The 17003-nt window shown below is 59.3% G+C and carries 19 protein-coding genes and 1 pseudogene; 7 read left to right on the top strand and 13 right to left on the bottom strand.

Annotation, left to right across the window (positions count from 1 at the left end):
• The 5 genes and pseudogenes from WKI89_RS12815 to WKI89_RS12795 form a co-directional block, all read left to right on the top strand.
• A pseudogene (locus tag WKI89_RS12815) lies at positions 1-630 on the top strand (alpha/beta hydrolase); the annotation flags it as partial.
• 48 nt (positions 631-678) lie between these two features.
• Complete coding sequence (locus WKI89_RS12810; protein ID WP_337870204.1) at positions 679-1362, top strand: arginine-tRNA-protein transferase; 684 nt, start codon at positions 679-681, stop codon at positions 1360-1362.
• A gap of 22 nt (positions 1363-1384) precedes the next feature.
• Positions 1385-3646: an FdhF/YdeP family oxidoreductase gene (locus WKI89_RS12805; RefSeq protein WP_337870202.1), complete on the top strand. Its 2262-nt coding sequence runs from the start codon at positions 1385-1387 to the stop codon at positions 3644-3646.
• Positions 3585-4445, top strand: a complete 861-nt coding sequence (fdhD, locus tag WKI89_RS12800) for a formate dehydrogenase accessory sulfurtransferase FdhD (protein ID WP_337870200.1) — start codon at positions 3585-3587, stop codon at positions 4443-4445. Before WKI89_RS12805 ends, fdhD begins: the two co-directional genes overlap by 62 nt.
• A 36-nt stretch (positions 4446-4481) precedes the next feature.
• Complete coding sequence (locus WKI89_RS12795; protein ID WP_337870198.1) at positions 4482-4808, top strand: DUF503 domain-containing protein; 327 nt, start codon at positions 4482-4484, stop codon at positions 4806-4808.
• Between the two features lie 71 nt (positions 4809-4879).
• Here the strand turns inward: WKI89_RS12795 and WKI89_RS12790 are convergent, their stop codons facing one another.
• The 3 genes from WKI89_RS12790 to WKI89_RS12780 form a co-directional block, all read right to left on the bottom strand.
• The gene (locus tag WKI89_RS12790; protein ID WP_337870196.1) at positions 4880-5224 is read right to left on the bottom strand and encodes a DUF4342 domain-containing protein; all 345 of its coding nucleotides are present in this window, start codon (positions 5222-5224) and stop codon (positions 4880-4882) included.
• A 15-nt stretch (positions 5225-5239) separates the two neighbouring features.
• Positions 5240-5548 (bottom strand): DUF4342 domain-containing protein, encoded by a 309-nt coding sequence (locus WKI89_RS12785; protein WP_337870194.1) that lies wholly within the window; start codon positions 5546-5548, stop codon positions 5240-5242.
• A gap of 88 nt (positions 5549-5636) precedes the next feature.
• Positions 5637-6830, bottom strand: coding sequence for a thiolase family protein (locus tag WKI89_RS12780; RefSeq protein ID WP_337870193.1), 1194 nt, complete (start codon positions 6828-6830; stop codon positions 5637-5639).
• A gap of 375 nt (positions 6831-7205) precedes the next feature.
• Here WKI89_RS12780 and rodA point away from each other — a divergent pair, with 375 nt between their 5' ends.
• Both rodA and tatA read left to right on the top strand, forming a co-directional pair.
• Positions 7206-8288, top strand: coding sequence for a rod shape-determining protein RodA (rodA, locus tag WKI89_RS12775; protein ID WP_337870191.1), 1083 nt, complete (start codon positions 7206-7208; stop codon positions 8286-8288).
• Positions 8289-8397: 109 nt separating this feature from the next.
• A complete protein-coding gene (tatA, locus tag WKI89_RS12770; protein WP_337870189.1) occupies positions 8398-8577 on the top strand; it encodes a twin-arginine translocase TatA/TatE family subunit in 180 nt (59 codons plus the stop codon).
• Here the strand turns inward: tatA and WKI89_RS12765 are convergent.
• From WKI89_RS12765 to WKI89_RS12720, 10 genes are all read right to left on the bottom strand, one after another.
• Positions 8574-9584: an ABC transporter ATP-binding protein gene (locus WKI89_RS12765; RefSeq protein ID WP_337870188.1), complete on the bottom strand. Its 1011-nt coding sequence runs from the start codon at positions 9582-9584 to the stop codon at positions 8574-8576. The two genes, tatA and WKI89_RS12765, sit on opposite strands and share 4 nt — an antisense overlap.
• Positions 9551-10231 (bottom strand): molybdate ABC transporter permease subunit, encoded by a 681-nt coding sequence (gene modB / locus WKI89_RS12760; RefSeq protein ID WP_337870187.1) that lies wholly within the window; start codon positions 10229-10231, stop codon positions 9551-9553. Before modB ends, WKI89_RS12765 begins: the two co-directional genes overlap by 34 nt.
• Positions 10224-11078: a molybdate ABC transporter substrate-binding protein gene (modA, locus tag WKI89_RS12755; RefSeq protein WP_337870186.1), complete on the bottom strand. Its 855-nt coding sequence runs from the start codon at positions 11076-11078 to the stop codon at positions 10224-10226. Before modA ends, modB begins: the two co-directional genes overlap by 8 nt.
• 64 nt (positions 11079-11142) lie before the next feature.
• Positions 11143-11673, bottom strand: a complete 531-nt coding sequence (locus WKI89_RS12750) for a helix-turn-helix transcriptional regulator (RefSeq protein ID WP_337870184.1) — start codon at positions 11671-11673, stop codon at positions 11143-11145.
• Between the two features lie 346 nt (positions 11674-12019).
• Complete coding sequence (locus tag WKI89_RS12745; RefSeq protein ID WP_337870182.1) at positions 12020-12460, bottom strand: cytochrome c; 441 nt, start codon at positions 12458-12460, stop codon at positions 12020-12022.
• Positions 12461-12495: 35 nt separating this feature from the next.
• Positions 12496-12951: a cytochrome c gene (locus tag WKI89_RS12740; RefSeq protein WP_337870180.1), complete on the bottom strand. Its 456-nt coding sequence runs from the start codon at positions 12949-12951 to the stop codon at positions 12496-12498.
• Between the two features lie 175 nt (positions 12952-13126).
• Complete coding sequence (locus WKI89_RS12735) at positions 13127-14152, bottom strand: spermidine/putrescine ABC transporter substrate-binding protein (protein WP_337870178.1); 1026 nt, start codon at positions 14150-14152, stop codon at positions 13127-13129.
• Between the two features lie 24 nt (positions 14153-14176).
• Positions 14177-14956 (bottom strand): ABC transporter permease, encoded by a 780-nt coding sequence (locus tag WKI89_RS12730; protein ID WP_337870176.1) that lies wholly within the window; start codon positions 14954-14956, stop codon positions 14177-14179.
• Positions 14953-15816, bottom strand: coding sequence for an ABC transporter permease (locus WKI89_RS12725; RefSeq protein WP_337870174.1), 864 nt, complete (start codon positions 15814-15816; stop codon positions 14953-14955). Before WKI89_RS12725 ends, WKI89_RS12730 begins: the two co-directional genes overlap by 4 nt.
• Entirely contained in the window at positions 15809-16951 is a 1143-nt protein-coding gene (locus tag WKI89_RS12720; RefSeq protein ID WP_337870172.1) for an ABC transporter ATP-binding protein, read from the bottom strand. Before WKI89_RS12720 ends, WKI89_RS12725 begins: the two co-directional genes overlap by 8 nt.
• Between the last annotated feature and the right edge of the window lie 52 nt (positions 16952-17003).

Here is a 17003-nt window from a genome sequence, read left to right as displayed (position 1 = left end):
CAAGGCACCCCCTGTGCCCCCGATTTTGCCGGCTCGGGGGCGGGTATTGTCAACCCCGAGTTCGCCAAGCTTATCGCCGAAGGGTACCGTGGCACAGAACACCAGGCCTCCCCCCGCACGGTCATGAACAGCTTCTACTGGAAGCCACCCTTCCAGCACCCCCGCGAAGAAGCCCTGCTCTCGGGCGTTCTATCCGAGAAAATCGGGCCGGACAAGTATCCGGGCGACCTCGAGCCTTCGCCCCACTGGCCGGGGGTCGCCCCTGGAAAGTGGGGGCCTGCCAACGCCATCTCGCCCAAGTACATCGGCGATAGCGTGCAGAAGATGCTCTCGGCCCCCACCAAGCCGCCCATCTTATGGGTGCGCGGCTCCGACGATCAGATTGTGGGGGATATGAGCCTCTTCAATATGGGCACCCTGGGCAAACTGGGGGTGGTGCCAGGCTGGCCGGGTGATGCGGTGCACCCCCCGCAGCCGATGGTGGGACAGACCCGCTATGTGCTCGAGCAGTACGCTGCCAACGGCGGTTTTTTCCGCGAAGAGGTAATCCCGGACACCGGCCACTCGCCTCACATGGAAAAGCCCCATATCTTCGACCCGCTGTTCCATGCCCACCTCCAGTCGGTGTAGGGCCATCGCTCCAACGGAACGTACCTGAGATGGCAGGCTCATCCAGCGATGGTGCCCTACCTGAATGAGTATTTTCTGGCCGATCAGGTCGAGCCCGAGGTCATGGATCGGCTTTGGGCCGAGGGCTGGCGCCACTTCGGGGAGTACTTTTTTCGTTACAGTCAAACCAGGAGCCAAACCGTGCTGCCCCTGCGGGTGCGGCTGGCCGGGTTTGTCCTGCGTCGAAGCCAGCAGCGGGTGCTCAGGAAGAACCAGGACATCCAGCTAAAGCTACAGCCGGCCTTTGTGAACGCCCAGGTGGAGGCGCTTTTCGCCCGGCACAAAACCCGCTTTTCCCACAGCATTCCCCAAAGCATTTACAACTTCATCTCGCGGCACCCGACACATATCCCCTGCCGCTGCCACAGCCTGACCCTGCACCACCAGGGCCGCCTGGTGGGCATCAGCTACCTGGACGAGGGGGCCCAGGCCACCTCGAGCGTCTACCAGTGCTTCGACCCCGACCTCTCCAGGCGCAGCCTGGGCATCCTGATGATTGTTCACTCGATCCTGCTCTCGAGGGCCTGCGGCAAGGCCTACTACTACCCCGGCTACGCCTACCTAGAACCCTCCGAGTACGACTACAAAAAACGGCTGGGGGCGCTGGAGTATTTCGACTGGCGGGGCAATTGGCTAAGGTTTGAGGACAACCCCGCGCTCACACACCCGCGCCCCAATCTGGCCTTAGAATAAGGGCGTTCAGCGGAGGCAGGAAGTGGCACTCAAGCCGGTGAAAAAAGGGTGGAGCCCCGAAACCTGGGTGAGCCTGCGGCCGTTTGGGCTGGGGTTGCAGAAGCCCAACAACTTCCTCGAGGTCTTCCGGGCCATTGGCGAGAACGCCGACAACCTCGAGTACGCCTGGCGCATCCTGCGCGACGGGGTCTGCGATGGCTGCGCCCTGGGCACCAGCGGCCTGAGGGACTGGACGATCGAGGGGGTTCACCTCTGCAATATCCGGCTGCGGCTCTTGCGGCTCAATACCCAGGGGCCCTTGAACATCGAACTTTTGCGGGACGTCGAAGGCCTGAAGACCAAGAGCTCCGCCGAGTTGCGGGCCTTGGGCCGCCTCTCCTACCCCATGCGCCGCTGCCGGGGGGAACTAGGGTTCACCCGCATCAGCTGGGACGAGGCCCTCGACCGCATTGCCTTGCGGCTTTGTAAAACTCCACCCGACAAAATGGGCTTTTACCTCACCAGCCGGGGCACCCCCAACGAGACCTACTACGTGGCCCAGAAAGCCGCACGGGCGTTGGGAAGCAACAACATTGATAACGCCGCCCGCATCTGCCACAGTCCCAGCACGGTCGCGCTCAAGGAGTCCCTTGGCGTGGCCGCCACCACCTGTAGCTATAGCGACCTGATCGGGACGGATCTAGTGGTGTTTTTTGGCTCCAATCCGGCCGTCAACCAGCCGGTGATGATGAAATACCTCTACTACGCCAAGAAAGCCGGAACCCAGGTGGTCTGCGTAAACCCCTACCAAGAGCCGGCCATGGCCCACTACTGGATTCCTTCCGACCTCGAGAGTGCCTTGTTCGGCAGCAAGATCACCGACCGGTTCTTCCTGGTGCAGCCCGGCGGCGACAGCGCCTTCATTGCCGGAACGCTCAAGCACCTGCTCGAGCAGGGCTGGCTCAACCAGCCCTTCATCGCCCAGCACACCCACGGCTTCGAGGCGGTGCGGGCCGCAGTGGAATCGAGCCCCTGGGAGGAGCTCGAGCAGCTTTCCGGGCAGAGCAAGCAGGAGATGCTCGAGTTCGCCCTGCTCTTGGCCAAAGCCGACAAAGCGGTGCTGGTCTGGAGCATGGGCATCACCCAGCACACCTGCGGCGAGGACACCGTGCAGGCCATCGTGAACCTGGGCCTGGCCCGGGGCTACCTGGGGCGCGAAGGCTGCGGCCTGATGCCCATCCGGGGGCATTCCGGCGTGCAGGGCGGGGCCGAGATGGGGGCCTATGCCTCGGTGTTTCCGGGGGGCATCCCCATCAACCCGGAAAGCGCCGCCGCACTGGGTGCACAGTGGGGCTTTTCCGTTCCAGATCAGCCCGGCCTCACGGTGGCAGAGATGTTGGAAAGCCACCTGGACGTGCTCTGGAGTGTGGGGGGCAACTTCCCCGAGACCCTGCCCAGCCCGGCCCAGGCCGAGGCCCACCTGGCCCAGGTGCCGCTACGGGTGCACCAGGACATTGTGCTTTCCTCGCAGATGCTGGTCGAGCCCGCCGAGGAGGTGATTCTGCTCCCCGCCACCACCCGTTACGAAATCCCAGGCGGCTGCACCGAGACCAGCACTGAGCGGCGGGTGATTTTCAGCCCCGAGATCCCCGGCCCCCGCATCGCCGAAGCCCGCTGGGAGGGACAGGTTTTTCAGGATGTGGTAGCCCGCATGTGCAAGCCCGAGCTGGCCGAAAAGGTGCGCTTTGCCGATACGGCCGCCGTGCGCAAGGAAATTGCACGGGTCATCCCGCTCTACGACGGCATCCAACACCTGCGGGCCAAGGGCGATACCTTCCAGTATGGAGGGCCGCACCTGTGCCCCGGCGGGGTCTGCCCTACCTCCGACGGACGGGCTCGCTTCAGGGCGGTTGTACTGCCGCAAAGCACCCTGCCCAAAGGGGCTTTCCGGCTGGTCACGCGGCGCGGCAAACAGTTCAACAGCATGGTGCACGAACCCACCGACCCCATCAACGGTGCGCCCCGCGATGCCGTACTGATAAGCCAAACCGATCTGCAAAAACTTGGCCTGCAACCTGGCCAACGCATCTGGCTACAAAACCCGTTTGGTACGCTGGCCGGACAGGTATTCGTGGCCAGCCTCCGGCCCGGCAGCTTGCAGGTTCATTGGCCGGAGGGCAACGTTCTGATGAATCCCGAGCAACGCTCAAAACGGGCTAAAATCCCGGCCTACAAAGAGGTATATGTCTATATCCACACCCAAGAACCGCAAGGCCAGAACCCGAACCGGGTTGCTTCGGATTGAGGGCGGGCAGGCTTTCGCCAAGTCCGACCTGCTCATAACCGAGGAGCCCTTGGAGATCCGGCTGGTAGCAGGTAGCGGTAAGCAGAAGGTTCGGCATACCCTAGCGGTTACGATGCGAACGCCAGGGAGTGATTTTGAGCTGGCGGCAGGATTTCTATTTGCCGAAGGCGTGATCACAAGCCGGGGGCAAATCCAGCGGATCGCCTACTGCACAGATGCGGGTGAGCCCCAGCATTACAACATTGTCAACGTCGAGCTAAAATCAGATACACTGCCCGATTTAGCCCCGCTCGAGCGGCACTTCTACACCACCTCAGCCTGTGGGGTGTGCGGAAAAGCGGGGCTGGACAATTTGCGGCTGCGGTACGCCAAGCTAGATTCAGATTTCCAAATCCCCGCCGAGACGGTGGCCCAACTGCCCGAAAAGTTACGTGTTCAACAAGGGTTATTCGAGCAGACCGGCGGGTTGCACGCAGCAGCAATTTTTGATGGAAGTGGGAATCTACTCGCATTGCGTGAGGACGTGGGCCGCCACAATGCACTAGACAAGCTGGTAGGCTGGGCGCTGTTGGAAAATCGGCTCCCGCTTTCGCAGTGTCTGGTTTTGGTGAGTGGACGGGCCAGCTACGAACTCGCCCAGAAAACCTTGGCAGCCGGTATCCCGGCTCTGGCAGCCATATCGGCCCCCAGCAGCCTGGCGGTGGATCTGGCCAAGGAATTCAACCTTACCCTCATAGGTTTTTTACGTGGTTCATTCAATATTTACTGCTTCCCGGAACGCATCAGGTTAAATCCGTAGCCGTGTAAATAGTTTGCGTGTGGCACAATCTAGGATATGAAAGCCTATCTGGGCATCTATACCGCACGACTGGAAATGCCCTGGGTCAAAAGCCTCAAGGAAAAACGGGCCCTCATCAAGCCCACCATCGAGCGCCTGCGCTCCCGTTTTCCGGTCTCGGCGGCCAGACTGGCCGGACAGGATGACCACGGCTGGGAGGTGGTGGGCTTTAGTTTGATTGGTTACGATGGGGTCTGGGTCGAGACGGTATTGCGCGAGGCCGCCGACTTTATCGCAGCCCAGGCCGAGTACGAGGTGATGGACTCGAGCTGGAGTATCGAAGAAATAAGCCTGGAAGAACTGATGCCTCATTGGATCAAATAGGTTTAGAATGCCCCGCAAGAACAAAAAAGCAACGCCAAGCAGCGTTGCTTTTCACTTAGAAACAGCCAATCTCAGGCTGGTTGGTCGGGGAAGAGGGTCTGGTCTTCTTCATCGGGCGTGCGGGCTTGCAGTTGCCCATCGCTGTGGCGCTCTACCTTGAGTTTGAACTGGGCGATCAGGCCCCCAATGGCTCCTATGGCGGCTAGGCGTGGAGCGGCAAGGGTGAGCAAACCCCCCACCAGCACACCCACCGTAAGCGGCAGCGAAATTAGCTCTTCGCCGTTCGGCTTGCAGATGGTGACTCTTGTGGCAGTAGCGTCGCGCAATAGCTCTTGAATCTTGCCAACCAATTCGCTGCCCTGCACCTGTATTTCCTCAACCCAAGTTTTCTCTTCGTGTCTGGGGGTATTGTCCATTCAATCCTCCGATGCTCAATCTAGTTTGTCTTCAGGCCGAATTTCGGTGGTCGCACCCTCTTCGCGTTCAACCCGAAGCTTGACCTTGGTGGCGACCCCGGCAATTACTCCCAGCGCTGCCAAAACAGGTGCTGCAAAAGTCACCACGCCCCCCACCAGGATGCCCACTGTAAGCGGCACGGAGAAGATTTCCTCGCCGTTGGCTTTGCAGACGCTGACCCGGCGGGTGTTGGCCTGTTGCAGCAATTCCTTGAGTTTGTCTACCAGTTGTCCGCCCGAGACCTCGAGTTCTTCTGTCCAGGTCTTTTTGGTTTCCTGACTCATAGCACAACCTCCGCCCTCGATGCTAGCACGCAGAGATGAAAAAACCCTCGGCTAAAGGAAGTAGGAAGCCGCCTGATAGCGGCTCGCTCTAGCCAATTGCTTCCAATGCCATTGCGGTGGAGCCGCCGGTTCCGTGGCAGATGGCAGCCAGACCGCGCTCTTTGCCATGGGTGTGCAGGGCATGAATCAGGGTGGTCAGGATGCGGGCACCCGAAGCTCCGATGGGGTGGCCCAGGGCAATGGCACCTCCATGCACATTCAGGCGGTCCAGCGGCACCCCCAGCAGACGGTTGAACAAAATGTTGTTGAGTGCGAAGGCTTCGTTGTTTTCGAAAAGATGGAAGTCGGCAACGCCAAGTTTGTGCTTTTCCAACAGCTTCCTAACCGCCGGAACTGGGGCCTCGGGAAAGCGCCAAGGCTCTCCAGCAGCCCAACTACTGCCCAGAATCCGGGCGATAGGCTTCAGGCCGTGCTTTTGCACGGCCTCGGGGCTGGCGAGTACCAAGGCCGCCGCCCCATCGGAGATTTGTGAGGCGTTTCCTGCGGTCAGCACCCCGTCTTTTTTGAAAGCCGGGCGCAGGGCCGCCAGCGATTCGCGGGTAGTGTCGGGCCGCACGCCTTCGTCTTTTTCGACTCTTTCCACCCCTTTGCGGGTCTTGACCTCGAGGGGTGCAATCTCCCGGCTGAAGTGGCAAGCTTCCTGGGCTTTAGCGGCCCGCAGGTTGGAGTGCATCGCCACTTCGTCCAGTTCCGCCCGGGTCACCCCGAACTCGGCAGCCAGTCGTTCGGTCTGGTCGCCCATGGCCTCGCCGGTGAAGGGGTCGGAAAGCCCGTCACGTTGCAAAATGTCTTGCAATTGCTCCGGTGCACCCGCCAGGTACTTGTAGCCCCAACGGGCCCGGCTGGAGAGGTAAAATCCGCTCTGGGTCATGGATTCCATACCCCCTACCAGCACCACCTCGGCATCGCCATTCCTAATGACCAGCGCACCATTGGCTGCGGCCTGCATCCCCGAGGCACACACCATATCCACTGCGTAGCCATCTACGGTGTTGGGAATACCGGCCTTAAGAGCTGCCTGGCGGGGCGGCAACTGCCCATGACCTGCCCGCAAAACCTGTCCAAAAACAAACAAATCTAAGTCAGCACCGCTCAGACTGGCTTGCTCGAGCGCAGCTTTCATCACGTGCGCCCCCAGATCAATGGGTGAAAAGTCCTTGAGCGTCCCGCCAAACCGACCAATGGGGGTACGCACCGCCGAGACCACAAACACCTCGCGCATATCTGCCTCCAAAGAATATATTACGCTATTTACCGCGGCTGACGTAAATTCGTTTGATATATGCTGCAAGCAAACAAACCTATCCAGGCGCACAAGCTTGCGCCCTCAGCCCGATCCCATCCATCATCTCTGGGCTTAGTGGCCGTCCTTACTGCCCAGACCCTTATCCTTGACAAAAAAAACGAACATTATGATCAACAGGATAATTACGATGCCAGAGCCAACTGTAATGATTTCGTCCATGTGTCCAGAGCTCCTTTTCCCACCAAGAGTCTAACATCCTGGGTCTGCTTATTATTCGGCCCTGCACACGTTTGCAACAGGCATCGGTCACGAAAAATCACAAATCTCACCACGTCTGGATAGACTGATGTGGTGACACTGCGCAGGGTTCCGGTATTTGCCTATGACTGGGTACTGATTGGTCTGGTTTTGCTGATTAATTTATTGGGTCTGGTCACGCTGTACAGTGCGGCTCCCAGCCGAATGGTCTGGCTGCAACAATTGCTGGCTCTTCCGGTCGCGTTGACAGTGGGTCTTTTGGTGCAGATGTTCTCGCGCCGTCAGGTACTCTCCTGGGCCTTTCCGCTCTACATTACCTCGGTGGCCATGCTGGTGTTGGTCTTGCTGGTAGGACGTGAGATTAACGGGGCCAAGGCTTGGTTCGATCTGGGACCAGTCGGCTTTCAGCCCCTGGAGATCGCCAAGATCGGGCTTATCTTAGTGCTGGCTCGAGTGCTGGCGGCCCGGCCCCTCGAGCGCCCCTTGGACTATGTATTGCCGGCTTTACTGGCCGCGCCCATTTTGGCTTTGGTGTTCATCCAGCCCGACCTAGGGGGTACGCTGGTGCTGATTGCAGGGGTTCTGGGCATTCTGTTTGTACGCGGGATGCCCATGCACCACATCATCATTGGATTGGTGGCGGTGGCATTGCTGGTGCCCACCGTCATCTGGCCCAACCTCAACCAGTACCAGCGGGATCGGGTCGAAATTTTGTTTGATTTGTCCAAAGATCCCAGGGGCAAGGGCTTCCAGCAGATCCAATCCACCATCGCTATCGGCTCGGGTGGCCTGATGGGCAAGGGTTTCGGTGCGGGTACCCAGACCCAACTGGGCTTTGTGCCCGAGCGCCAGACCGACTTCATCTTTTCGGTGCTGGCTGAGGAATGGGGCCTGGTGGGGGCCGTGACCCTGCTGCTGCTGTATGCCCTTCTGATCTTCCGCCTAGGCCGAATGGTCTTGGAGTGCGTGCGAATGGAAGATCGCTTGGTGATTGCGGGCGTACTCTCCATGCTGGCTTTTCAGGTGGTGGTCAATATCGCCGTAACGCTGGGGCTGGCCCCGGTAACAGGACTCACGCTGCCGCTGATTTCCAAAGGGGGCAGCAGCCTGGTGATGGTTTATCTGGGCCTGGGGCTGGCTTTGCTAATGCATCGAGATCGGTATCGGGAAGTGTGAACGAGGGCTGCGCCTCAGAAATTTTGCCCTTTTTCACATTCCTGTTACGACCTGGGTTTACAGTTAGGTCTAGGCCAGTCGGCGTATACTGGCGCTAAGGAGGAAGTCTATGCCTATCGGCCCTACTGAACTCATCATCATTCTGGTGATTGTGGTTTTGCTGTTTGGTGCCCGCAAGCTACCGGAGTTGGCTCGAGGTCTAGGCCAATCGGCCAAGGAGTTTCGCAAAGGATTGAGCGAAGACGACAAGAAAGCAGAGGAAGCCAAACCAGAGCAAAAGCAATCCTAGTTGTTGGCTGCCATCAGGTGCAGGTAGCGCGGCTCGAGGGCCACCTCGAGCGACTTGCCTTCGGTCAGCTTGAGCTGGGCCTGCTTGTAGCGGGGTAGCAAGAAATCCAGGGTGACATCGCCCACCACCAACTGGCCACGCACCCGTAGGCCCTGCGAGCGCAGATGCTGCACCTGGCCGTGAATACGGTTCTCGGCGCTGTCCAGTGTAAAGACTTCCTCCGAGCGGATGCCCAGCATCACGGACTGCCCCACTGAAATCCAGTTCTGGCACGGAGCTTTGAGCACGCCAAGGTGGGTTTGTATCTGTGCCCACACGCCGTCCGAAGCCAAAACCGTGCCCTCCCACAGGTTGCGAAAGCCCACCAGCCGGGCTACCTCGAGGGTCGCGGGACGGGTAAATACCTCTTCGGAGGTTCCTTGTTGCACCAGTCCAGCCTTGGTCAAAACTGCTACCCAGTCGGCTCTTTGGGCCAGCCACTGGTCATGCGAGGCCACCAGGGTGGGTATCTGGAGGGATTTGAGGCGCCCCAACACCCCCCCAAAAACTTCTTCCCGAGTCGCTACATCTAAGGCGCTGGTGGGCTCGTCCAGCAACAGAATTTGCGGTTCTCGGGCCAGTGCCCGGGCCAGGGCCACCCGCTGCTGCTGCCCTCCAGAGAGCTGACGGGGAAAGCGCTCAGCCAACTCGGCAATGCCCATCTGAGCCAAGTACCCCAGGGCTTTGGATTTGCGCTGGGCTGCGGGCAGATGGGCCAGCGGGAAAGCCACATTCTGCCAAGCCCGAAGGTGGGGAAACAGGGCAAAATGCTGGGGCAGGTAGCCCACCGGGCGTCGCTCGGGCCGCAGGCCCCCAAAAGGTTGCCCTGTAGCGGAAATCAGACCTGCTACTGCCTTCAGTAGGCTGGTCTTGCCCACCCCGCTCTCCCCCAGCAAAACCGTAAAGCCCTGTACGTGCAGCTTCAGATGCAGCTTTATCGGGTGCTCGAGGGCATACGCGATCTCCACACATCCTCCAAGGTTCGCACCAGATAAACCAGGGCAAAACTAATCACCAGCAAAACCGCCGCTGCCTCGCCTGCCCGCCCAAACTGAAGGGCCTGCACCTGGTCGTAGATATAGATGCTAACCATCTGGGTCTTGCCCGGAATGCTGCCCCCCACCATCAGCACCACCCCGAACTCCCCTAGCGTATGGGCAAAGGCCAGAATGGTGCCAGAAAGAATGCCCGGCCAAGTGATGGGCAGAATCACCTCGAGCCAGATCCGCCGCCACCCCGCTCCCAGGGTGCGGGCGGTCTGAATCAAGTCCAGCTCGAGGCTTCGAAAGGCTTCGCGGTAGCCATTGAGGGCAAAGGGTAGGCTGAAGAGCACCGACCCCACCACCAGCCCCTCAAAGCGAAAAGCCCAGGTGAAACCGAAAGTTTGGGCTACTGGGCCATTTTGTCCCAGCAGCAGCAGTAGATAGAAGCCCAGCACCGTGGGAGGCAGGGTCAGGGGCAGCAGCACGATGGACTCTAGCATCCGCTTGCCCCAAAAGCGCTTGTGGGCCAGCACCCAGCCCAGCGGCAGACCCAACAGCAACAGGATCAGCGTGGTGACCAGGCTAACCTCGAGGGTCAGTTGCAGGGTCTGCCAGAAAACCGGGTCAGTCAAGCTTTTCCCCCGGCAACAAGAAACCATACCTGCGCAGCACTTGATGGGCTGCCGAAGTACCGATGTAGTCATAGAAGCGCCGCACCGCCGGGCGATCCTGGCCGCGCATCATCACGTAGGTCTGGTTTAGGCGCAGGTGGCTCTCCAGGGGGGCCAGCCAGAACACCCCCGCCCGCTCCATGGTTTCGCTCTTGGCAATCGAGAGGGCAATCAGGCCAATGTTGGTGCTGGTCAGGGCCAGTTGAGCCGCCTGGGCGATGTTTTCACCATAGACAAACTCGAAGCTGGGCTTGCCCCTTCGTAGGGGGGCTATATCGTAGTAGGCCGGGATGCCAGCCGTCATCTCCTCCCACTTGGCCAGGCGGGTTTGGCGCAGTAGGCCATAGCGCTCTAAGAGCGTCACCCCAGCCCGCCCATAGGGGGCATGAACCGGGTTGGCAATGGCCATTTTGGTCACCCTGGGGTCGAGCAGTATTCGCAGCCCTAACTGCCGAGGATCGAGGCCTTGCTGAACAAGCCGATGGGAAACCCAGATGACCATGCGCCCGACCGCATACATCCGCACGGTTCCAGGCGTGGTCAGACCGGTCCGCTCGAGCAGATTTGGGAACACCTCATCGGCAGAAAAAAACAGATCTGCCGGAAGCCCCTGCTGAAGCTGGGTGTACATCTTGCCCGAGGAGCCAAAGCTGATCGAGACGCGCACATCAGGGTTTTGCCGCACGAAGTCTCGAGCAATTTCACTGAGCGCAAACTGGAGATCGGCGGCTGCTACCACGCGAATGGTATCGGATTGAGCCCAAGCGGTTCCCAGCAACAGCCAAACCCATAGAATCCAATGCTTCATGCCGACCCCAAAGAAGTTACAGTGTAACTATAGACCACCGACCAGGGCAAAAACAAGCTCGCAGCTACTTTTCCAGCAACTGTTCGATAAAGCGCAGACTGGCCTTGGCCATCTCCAAACGCCATAACAACGAGACCGCTTGCACGCCCTCGGTCCCGAGGTTCCGGGCGGTCAGTTCCTGCAATATCTGGCCGTAGACCTTTTGTTGGGCCAACAGCAAGGGTTTGGGGTTGTGGCCCAAACGCATCAGGAAGGCAATTTTGAGCCGCAAATCGGAACGGCCATAGCGCAAGCGGGTCACTGGGGTCAGGAGCCATTTCAAGGCAGAAGCTCGACCTGTTGCGGTCGCAGCAAAAAGGGTTCTGGGTGGCCCCGCCTCACCCTCTTCCTGCCGCACCGCTTCCACCAGTCCAAGAGCTTGCAGGTGCTCCAAGGCCCGATAAACCTGGGTGCGTTGAATGCGCCAGATATCGCCCAGTTCGCCGCTCGAGGCAAACAAGGCCGCAATACGAAATCCATGCGACTCCTGCTCCAACAGGGCTGCCAACACGGCCCAGTCGGTGGTTGAAAGCTTTTGAACTGCCTCCTCCGCCACAACCATAGCCTATCGCACTCTTCGCACATAGCTGCACCGGGCCTCGAGTCTTGCTGGGATATCCCTAGAAGTACGGCAGTGAAAGCATCTCTGATCAAACTGGCCTCTCCCCTCCCAGAGCAAGCTCTACCGAGCTTGCTATTTTGTGCAGGGTATAGAGTGGTTTGCGTTTGGATTAGCTGAATCCAAGAGGCCGCGAACCACTTCCCCCATATAAGTCAACCAGCACGGCACCGCACTACGATTTGCAGTCACCGCTCCAGGTTTGGAGTTGATGGCTGGTTACGTCTGTAGCCTTGCAAAAGCGGAGAGCACCCTTACAGGTGCTCTCCAAACCAAACTTGCGCTACTTCAGTCCCAAAGCCTTTCGGGCGGCATTTACCTGGGCTGCGGTCATGGTCTTGGCCCTTTGCGCCCGTACTTCGGCGGCAGTAAAGGGTCTCTGACCCGCAGGCAGTTTGTTGCCCCACTGGGTCGAGATGTGGTTGAGCACCGCAGCAATATCTGCGTCGCTAAGCTGGCGATAGCTCGGCATCACCCCGTTGTACTTCGCCCCCTTGACCGTTATTTCACCACTCATTCCCCATAGCAAAACCTGAATAAGCCAAGCCCGACCGCCTTTAGCAGCCAAAATCACGGGTACATGACCGGCCAGTGGGGGAAAGACACCGGGAATACCTGCACCCGTGGGCTGGTGGCAGCCCTGGCATTGCTGGTATAAGGTAGCCCCGCTTTGCGCAAAAGCAGCAGAAAACAGTAGAACCAACGCAACCATTAGATGCTTCATCTAAACTCCTCCATCGGTGATTTTACGTCAACATCCTATGGGACGTTTATACGTGCCCGGTTGCTGCCCACTTGCTGTGGGGTTGGGCGGTTGCCGCCCACATTGCGGGCATTGGCCACCTCCACTGCCGTGACGGGCCGATGCTCGCGTGGAAGCAGCTTGTCATTACCCCACGCATTGAGGATGTGGTTGAGCACTGTGGCGATCTGCTCGTCGGTGAGCTGTCCAAAAGCCGGCATGACCCCATTGTAGGTATTGCCTTTGACCCGGACGGGGCCCTGCATTCCAAAAAGCAGGGTGTTGATGAGGTGAGCACGTCCCTCTGCGGTTTTGATGAGCTCGGTGGTGTGGGCCGCCAGCGGCGGGAAAGCCCCTGCCCTTCCCTGCCCATTCTCACCATGGCAGAACACGCAGTTCTGCTGGTATAGCTGGGGCCCGGTCTGGGCCAACGCTAGGCTGAAGAGTGCCAGAAGCCCGAAGAGTGTTCTCACACCTCGAGTATAGCCTCGAGCCTCCAGCCAAATGTAAGATTTGCGCCTCACAACGGGTTTAGTTAATCATTCCTAAATGCCGCAGGCCAGCAATGCCGATAACACGCCACCAACTTTGCCCTTCATTTAGCTGAAATCAAGCTGGAGACAAGATTCTATTCTTATGAAGGTGACCCTAACGCGACTTCACCTCCGACCAGACCTTATTGAAAGCATCGGCCTGGTCGCCTAGGTCGGAGAGCATCTCGAGGCGGGCCCGTTTCTCCTGGGTGGGGTAGATGAGAGGGTTGTCCTTTTCTTCGATTAGATCCATGGCGGCGGCCACCGGCGTGGCATAGCCAATCGAGTTGGAGATTTGCGCGGCGATCTCGGGCTCGAGCAAGAAGTTGATGAACTTGTAGGCCAGCTCGTGGTTGGGGCTTTTCTTCAGCACCACCAGGTTGTCGGTCCAGAGGGTAGCCCCTTCGACAGGAATGACATATTTGAGCCTGGGGTTCTCGGCCTGGGCCGCCAGAATATCTCCAGAGTAAGCAGGCCCCACGGCAATGTCACCCGCAATCAGACGGTCACGGATGCTGGTTCCGCCTGCAAAGCCCTGCGAGCGGCGCTTGGCCTCGAGCAAAAGGGTCTGTACCTCGGCCAGTTTAGCCGGGTCGGTGGAATTGACCGACTCGCCCTTGAACTTGAGGGCTGCCCCCACCATCTCGCGCATCTCGTCGAGCAGCAAGAAGCGCCCCACCTGCCTGGCCGGATCGAACAGCACCGCCCAGCTCTCCACCGGCCCCTGCACCAGGTCTTCCCGGTAGGCCAGCCCGGTGGTTCCCCACTGGTACACCACGCTGTACCTGCCCCCCGGATCGAAGGCAGGGTCGGTGAACTGGGGGTCGAGGTTCTTCAGGTTGGGAATTTTGGCCTTGTCGAGTTCCTGCAGGCTGCCGGCCCGTGCTAGCGAACCCACCGTGTAGTCGGCAGTAATCAGCACGTCGTACTCGGCGTCGCCCCCGGCTTGCAGCTTGGAGAGCATGGCCTCGGGGGAGTCGTAGGTATCCTCCACCACTTTGATGCCCTCGCGCTGTTCGAAGGCCTCGAGCACCTCTTTGGGCATGTAGTCCGACCAGTTCAAAAGGCGCAGCTCTTTCTTCTGCTGCCCACAACCGGCCACCAAAAGCCCCAACAAAGCAACCAACCAAACTCTGTTCATTCGCACCTTCCTCCGCTCGCGCACTTACGAGCGCTTCCTCCAGAACAGTGTCCCCAACAACAGCACCAAAATTGTAATCCCCACCATCAAAGTGGAGAGGGCGTGAATCTCGGGGCTTACCCCCAGCTTGACCGAGGAGTAGATGTAGAGGGGCAGGGTGGTAGAGCCAGGGCCGGCGGTAAAAAAGGTCACCACAAAGTCGTCGAGCGAAAGGCTAAACGCCAGCAAGGCCCCCGAGACCACCCCCGGCATGATCAGGGGCAGCGTAACCTCGCGGAAGGTGAGCCAGGGGGTCGCGCCCAGGTCTTTGGCTGCTTCCTCCAGGGTTGGGTCGAGCAGCATCAGCCGCGCCCGTACTACCAGGGTCACGTAAGCGATCTGGAAGCTAATATGGGCCAGGATGATGGTAAACAGCGACAGGCGGGGCCAGCCAATGGCGTCGCGCACCACGTCAAACAAGAGCAGGAGAGATATGCCCATCACCACATCCGGCACCACCACCGGCACGTAAAGCAAGTAGCGCAGGGCATTTTGCCAGCGGAACCGGTAGCGCACCAGCCCCAGCGCCAACAGGGTGCCCAGAACGGTCGAGACCAGCGTGGACACCACCGCCACAATCAGGGTGTTGGTGAGGTACTCGAGGATGCGCTCGTTGCTAAACAGCCGTATGTACCAGTCGAAGGTGAAGCCGGTAAAGCGCACCCCAAAGCGGCTCTGGTTGAACGAAAGCGCCACAATGACCAGTATGGGCAGGTACAAAAAAGCAAATACCAGCCAGGCGTGAAAGGAGAGCCAGCGCCTCATACCAGCTTATCCAGTCCTTTCTCGCCCTGGGTGCGGGCGTAGAGCCACAAGCCCAGCAGCACCATAGCCATCAGCACCATGCTGGCCGCGCTACCGAAAGCCCAGTTCTGCGCGGAGCCAAACTGGAGCTGGATCAGGTTGCCCACCAGCGTAACCTTCCCACCCCCCAGCAGGTCGGCAATCACAAAAGTGCCCACCGCCGGGATGAAAACCAGCAGGAAACCGGCAAACAAACCCGGGACCGTCTGGGGAAAAATGGCCTCCCAAAAAGCCCGAATGGGCCTGGCCCCCAGGTCGTAGGCGGCCTCGAGCTGGCTCCAGTCAATGCGCTCGACGGCAGCATAAAGCGGCAGCACGAAAAAAGGCAGGTAGGTGTAGACCGTAGCCACGTAGACCGCAAAGGTAGAGGGCAGCAGCTCGGCAGGCGGGAGGCCAAAAGCCGTGATGAGGCCGTTTATCAGGCCCTCTTTCTGGAAGACCACAATCCAGGCATAGACCCGGATCAGAAAGTTGGTGAAGAACGGGATGACCACCAGCAGCAGCAAAGCTTCCTTGTAGCGGCTCTGGGCGACGTAAAAGGCCAGCGGGTAGCCCAGCAACATAATGAATACCGTTGACCAGAAACCAATCCACAGGCTACGCCCGATGATTTCTACAAACAGCGGGTCGGAGAAAAAACGCAGGTAGTTATGCAGGCCAAAGGGCGGTACAAGCTGGCCCAGACTACCCCGGCTCATCAGCGAGGCCACCAGCATAATGAGGGTGGGAATCAACACGAACAGCACCAGCCAGAAGGCTCCCGGCCCAATGGTGAGAAGCATCTGGCGCAGCCGTTCCCAGGGCGTCGCAGCCTCACGCATAGGGATTACTCCCCTCGGCCCCACCCTGGATGACCACCAACTTCTCGGGTGTAAGGGCCACCCAGACTTCTTCATCGTAGGTGAACTCTTCATGTCCCGGTTCCTGGATGTCCTGGTTGAGGGTGTCGCACATCAGGCGCTGACCATCTACCAGCAACACATACTGGTTTTCCGAGCCGGTGTAAATGATGTCGTCTACCTTGGCCCGAAAGACGTTGGGCAGGTTGGGTTTCTCGCGGAAGAGGCGAATTTTCTCCGGACGAATCGAGAGTAAAACCTCTTGCCCTGGGGTGAGGGCGTCCTCTTTATCGAGCTCGAGCTCGCCGATAGAGGTCTTAACCTTGCGCGGCTCCAGGGCCTTGGCCGGAATGAGGTTGGAATCGCCGATAAATTTGGCTACAAAAGCGGTTTGCGGCAGTTCGTAGATCTCCTCGGTGGGGCCTAATTGCTCGATGCGGCCCTTGTTCATCACGGCGATGCGATCCGACATCACCAGGGCTTCTTCCTGGTCGTGGGTCACGAAAATGAAGGTAATGCCCAGCCGCTCTTGCAGGTTCATCAGATCCACCCGCAGTTCTTGGCGCAGCTTGAGGTCGAGGGCCGAAAGCGGCTCGTCGAGCAGCAGCACCTCCGGTTCGTTGACCAGGGCCCGGGCCAGGGCAATCCGCTGGCGCTGCCCCCCGGACATCTGGTCGGTGCGGCGTTTTTCGTAGCCCGGAAGGTTGATGAGTTCCAACGCCCATTGTACCCGTTTGGCAATCTCGTCCCTGGGCATTTTTTTCATGCGCAAGCCAAAGGCGATGTTCTGCTCCACGGTCATGTGCGGGAAAAGCGCGTAGTTCTGGAAGACCGTGTTGACCGGGCGCAGGTAGGGCGGCACCTGGGTCATATCCTTTCCACCGATAATGACCCGGCCCTCGTCGGGCGTATCGAAGCCCGCAATCATTCGCAGCAAGGTCGTCTTGCCACAGCCTGAAGGCCCCAATAGGCTAAAAAACTCACCATCCCGAATGTCGAGGGTAATATTATCCACTGCCTTGTGTTCACCAAAGCGCTTGGTGACGCCCTCGAGGTGCACCGCAAGGCTATCACCCAGCTTTCGGTCGCGTCGGCCACGAAATAGGGTTGGTTCCACAGGGCAGAGTGTACGCTCTGGTAAAGGATGTGAGCAACACATCAGCCCACAT

Source organism: Meiothermus sp., from assembly GCF_037443965.1.
GTDB lineage: Bacteria > Deinococcota > Deinococci > Deinococcales > Thermaceae > Meiothermus.
The sequence above is the reverse complement of the archived record's forward strand: the minus strand, read 5'-3'. Positions and strand labels throughout refer to the sequence as shown.

What these genes read in the sequence shown, in the direction of transcription:
- WKI89_RS12810 (WP_337870204.1), top strand. Translation starts at nt 679, where the DNA reads ATGGTGCCCTACCTGAATGAGTATTTTCTGGCCGATCAGGTCGAGCCC.
- fdhD (WP_337870200.1), top strand. Translation starts at nt 3,585, where the DNA reads ATGTCTATATCCACACCCAAGAACCGCAAGGCCAGAACCCGAACCGGG.
- WKI89_RS12795 (WP_337870198.1), top strand. Translation starts at nt 4,482, where the DNA reads ATGAAAGCCTATCTGGGCATCTATACCGCACGACTGGAAATGCCCTGG.
- WKI89_RS12790 (WP_337870196.1), bottom strand. Translation starts at nt 5,224, where the DNA reads ATGGACAATACCCCCAGACACGAAGAGAAAACTTGGGTTGAGGAAATA.
- WKI89_RS12785 (WP_337870194.1), bottom strand. Translation starts at nt 5,548, where the DNA reads ATGAGTCAGGAAACCAAAAAGACCTGGACAGAAGAACTCGAGGTCTCG.
- WKI89_RS12780 (WP_337870193.1), bottom strand. Translation starts at nt 6,830, where the DNA reads ATGCGCGAGGTGTTTGTGGTCTCGGCGGTGCGTACCCCCATTGGTCGG.
- tatA (WP_337870189.1), top strand. Translation starts at nt 8,398, where the DNA reads ATGCCTATCGGCCCTACTGAACTCATCATCATTCTGGTGATTGTGGTT.
- modA (WP_337870186.1), bottom strand. Translation starts at nt 11,078, where the DNA reads ATGAAGCATTGGATTCTATGGGTTTGGCTGTTGCTGGGAACCGCTTGG.
- WKI89_RS12745 (WP_337870182.1), bottom strand. Translation starts at nt 12,460, where the DNA reads ATGAAGCATCTAATGGTTGCGTTGGTTCTACTGTTTTCTGCTGCTTTT.
- WKI89_RS12735 (WP_337870178.1), bottom strand. Translation starts at nt 14,152, where the DNA reads ATGAACAGAGTTTGGTTGGTTGCTTTGTTGGGGCTTTTGGTGGCCGGT.
- WKI89_RS12730 (WP_337870176.1), bottom strand. Translation starts at nt 14,956, where the DNA reads ATGAGGCGCTGGCTCTCCTTTCACGCCTGGCTGGTATTTGCTTTTTTG.
- WKI89_RS12725 (WP_337870174.1), bottom strand. Translation starts at nt 15,816, where the DNA reads ATGCGTGAGGCTGCGACGCCCTGGGAACGGCTGCGCCAGATGCTTCTC.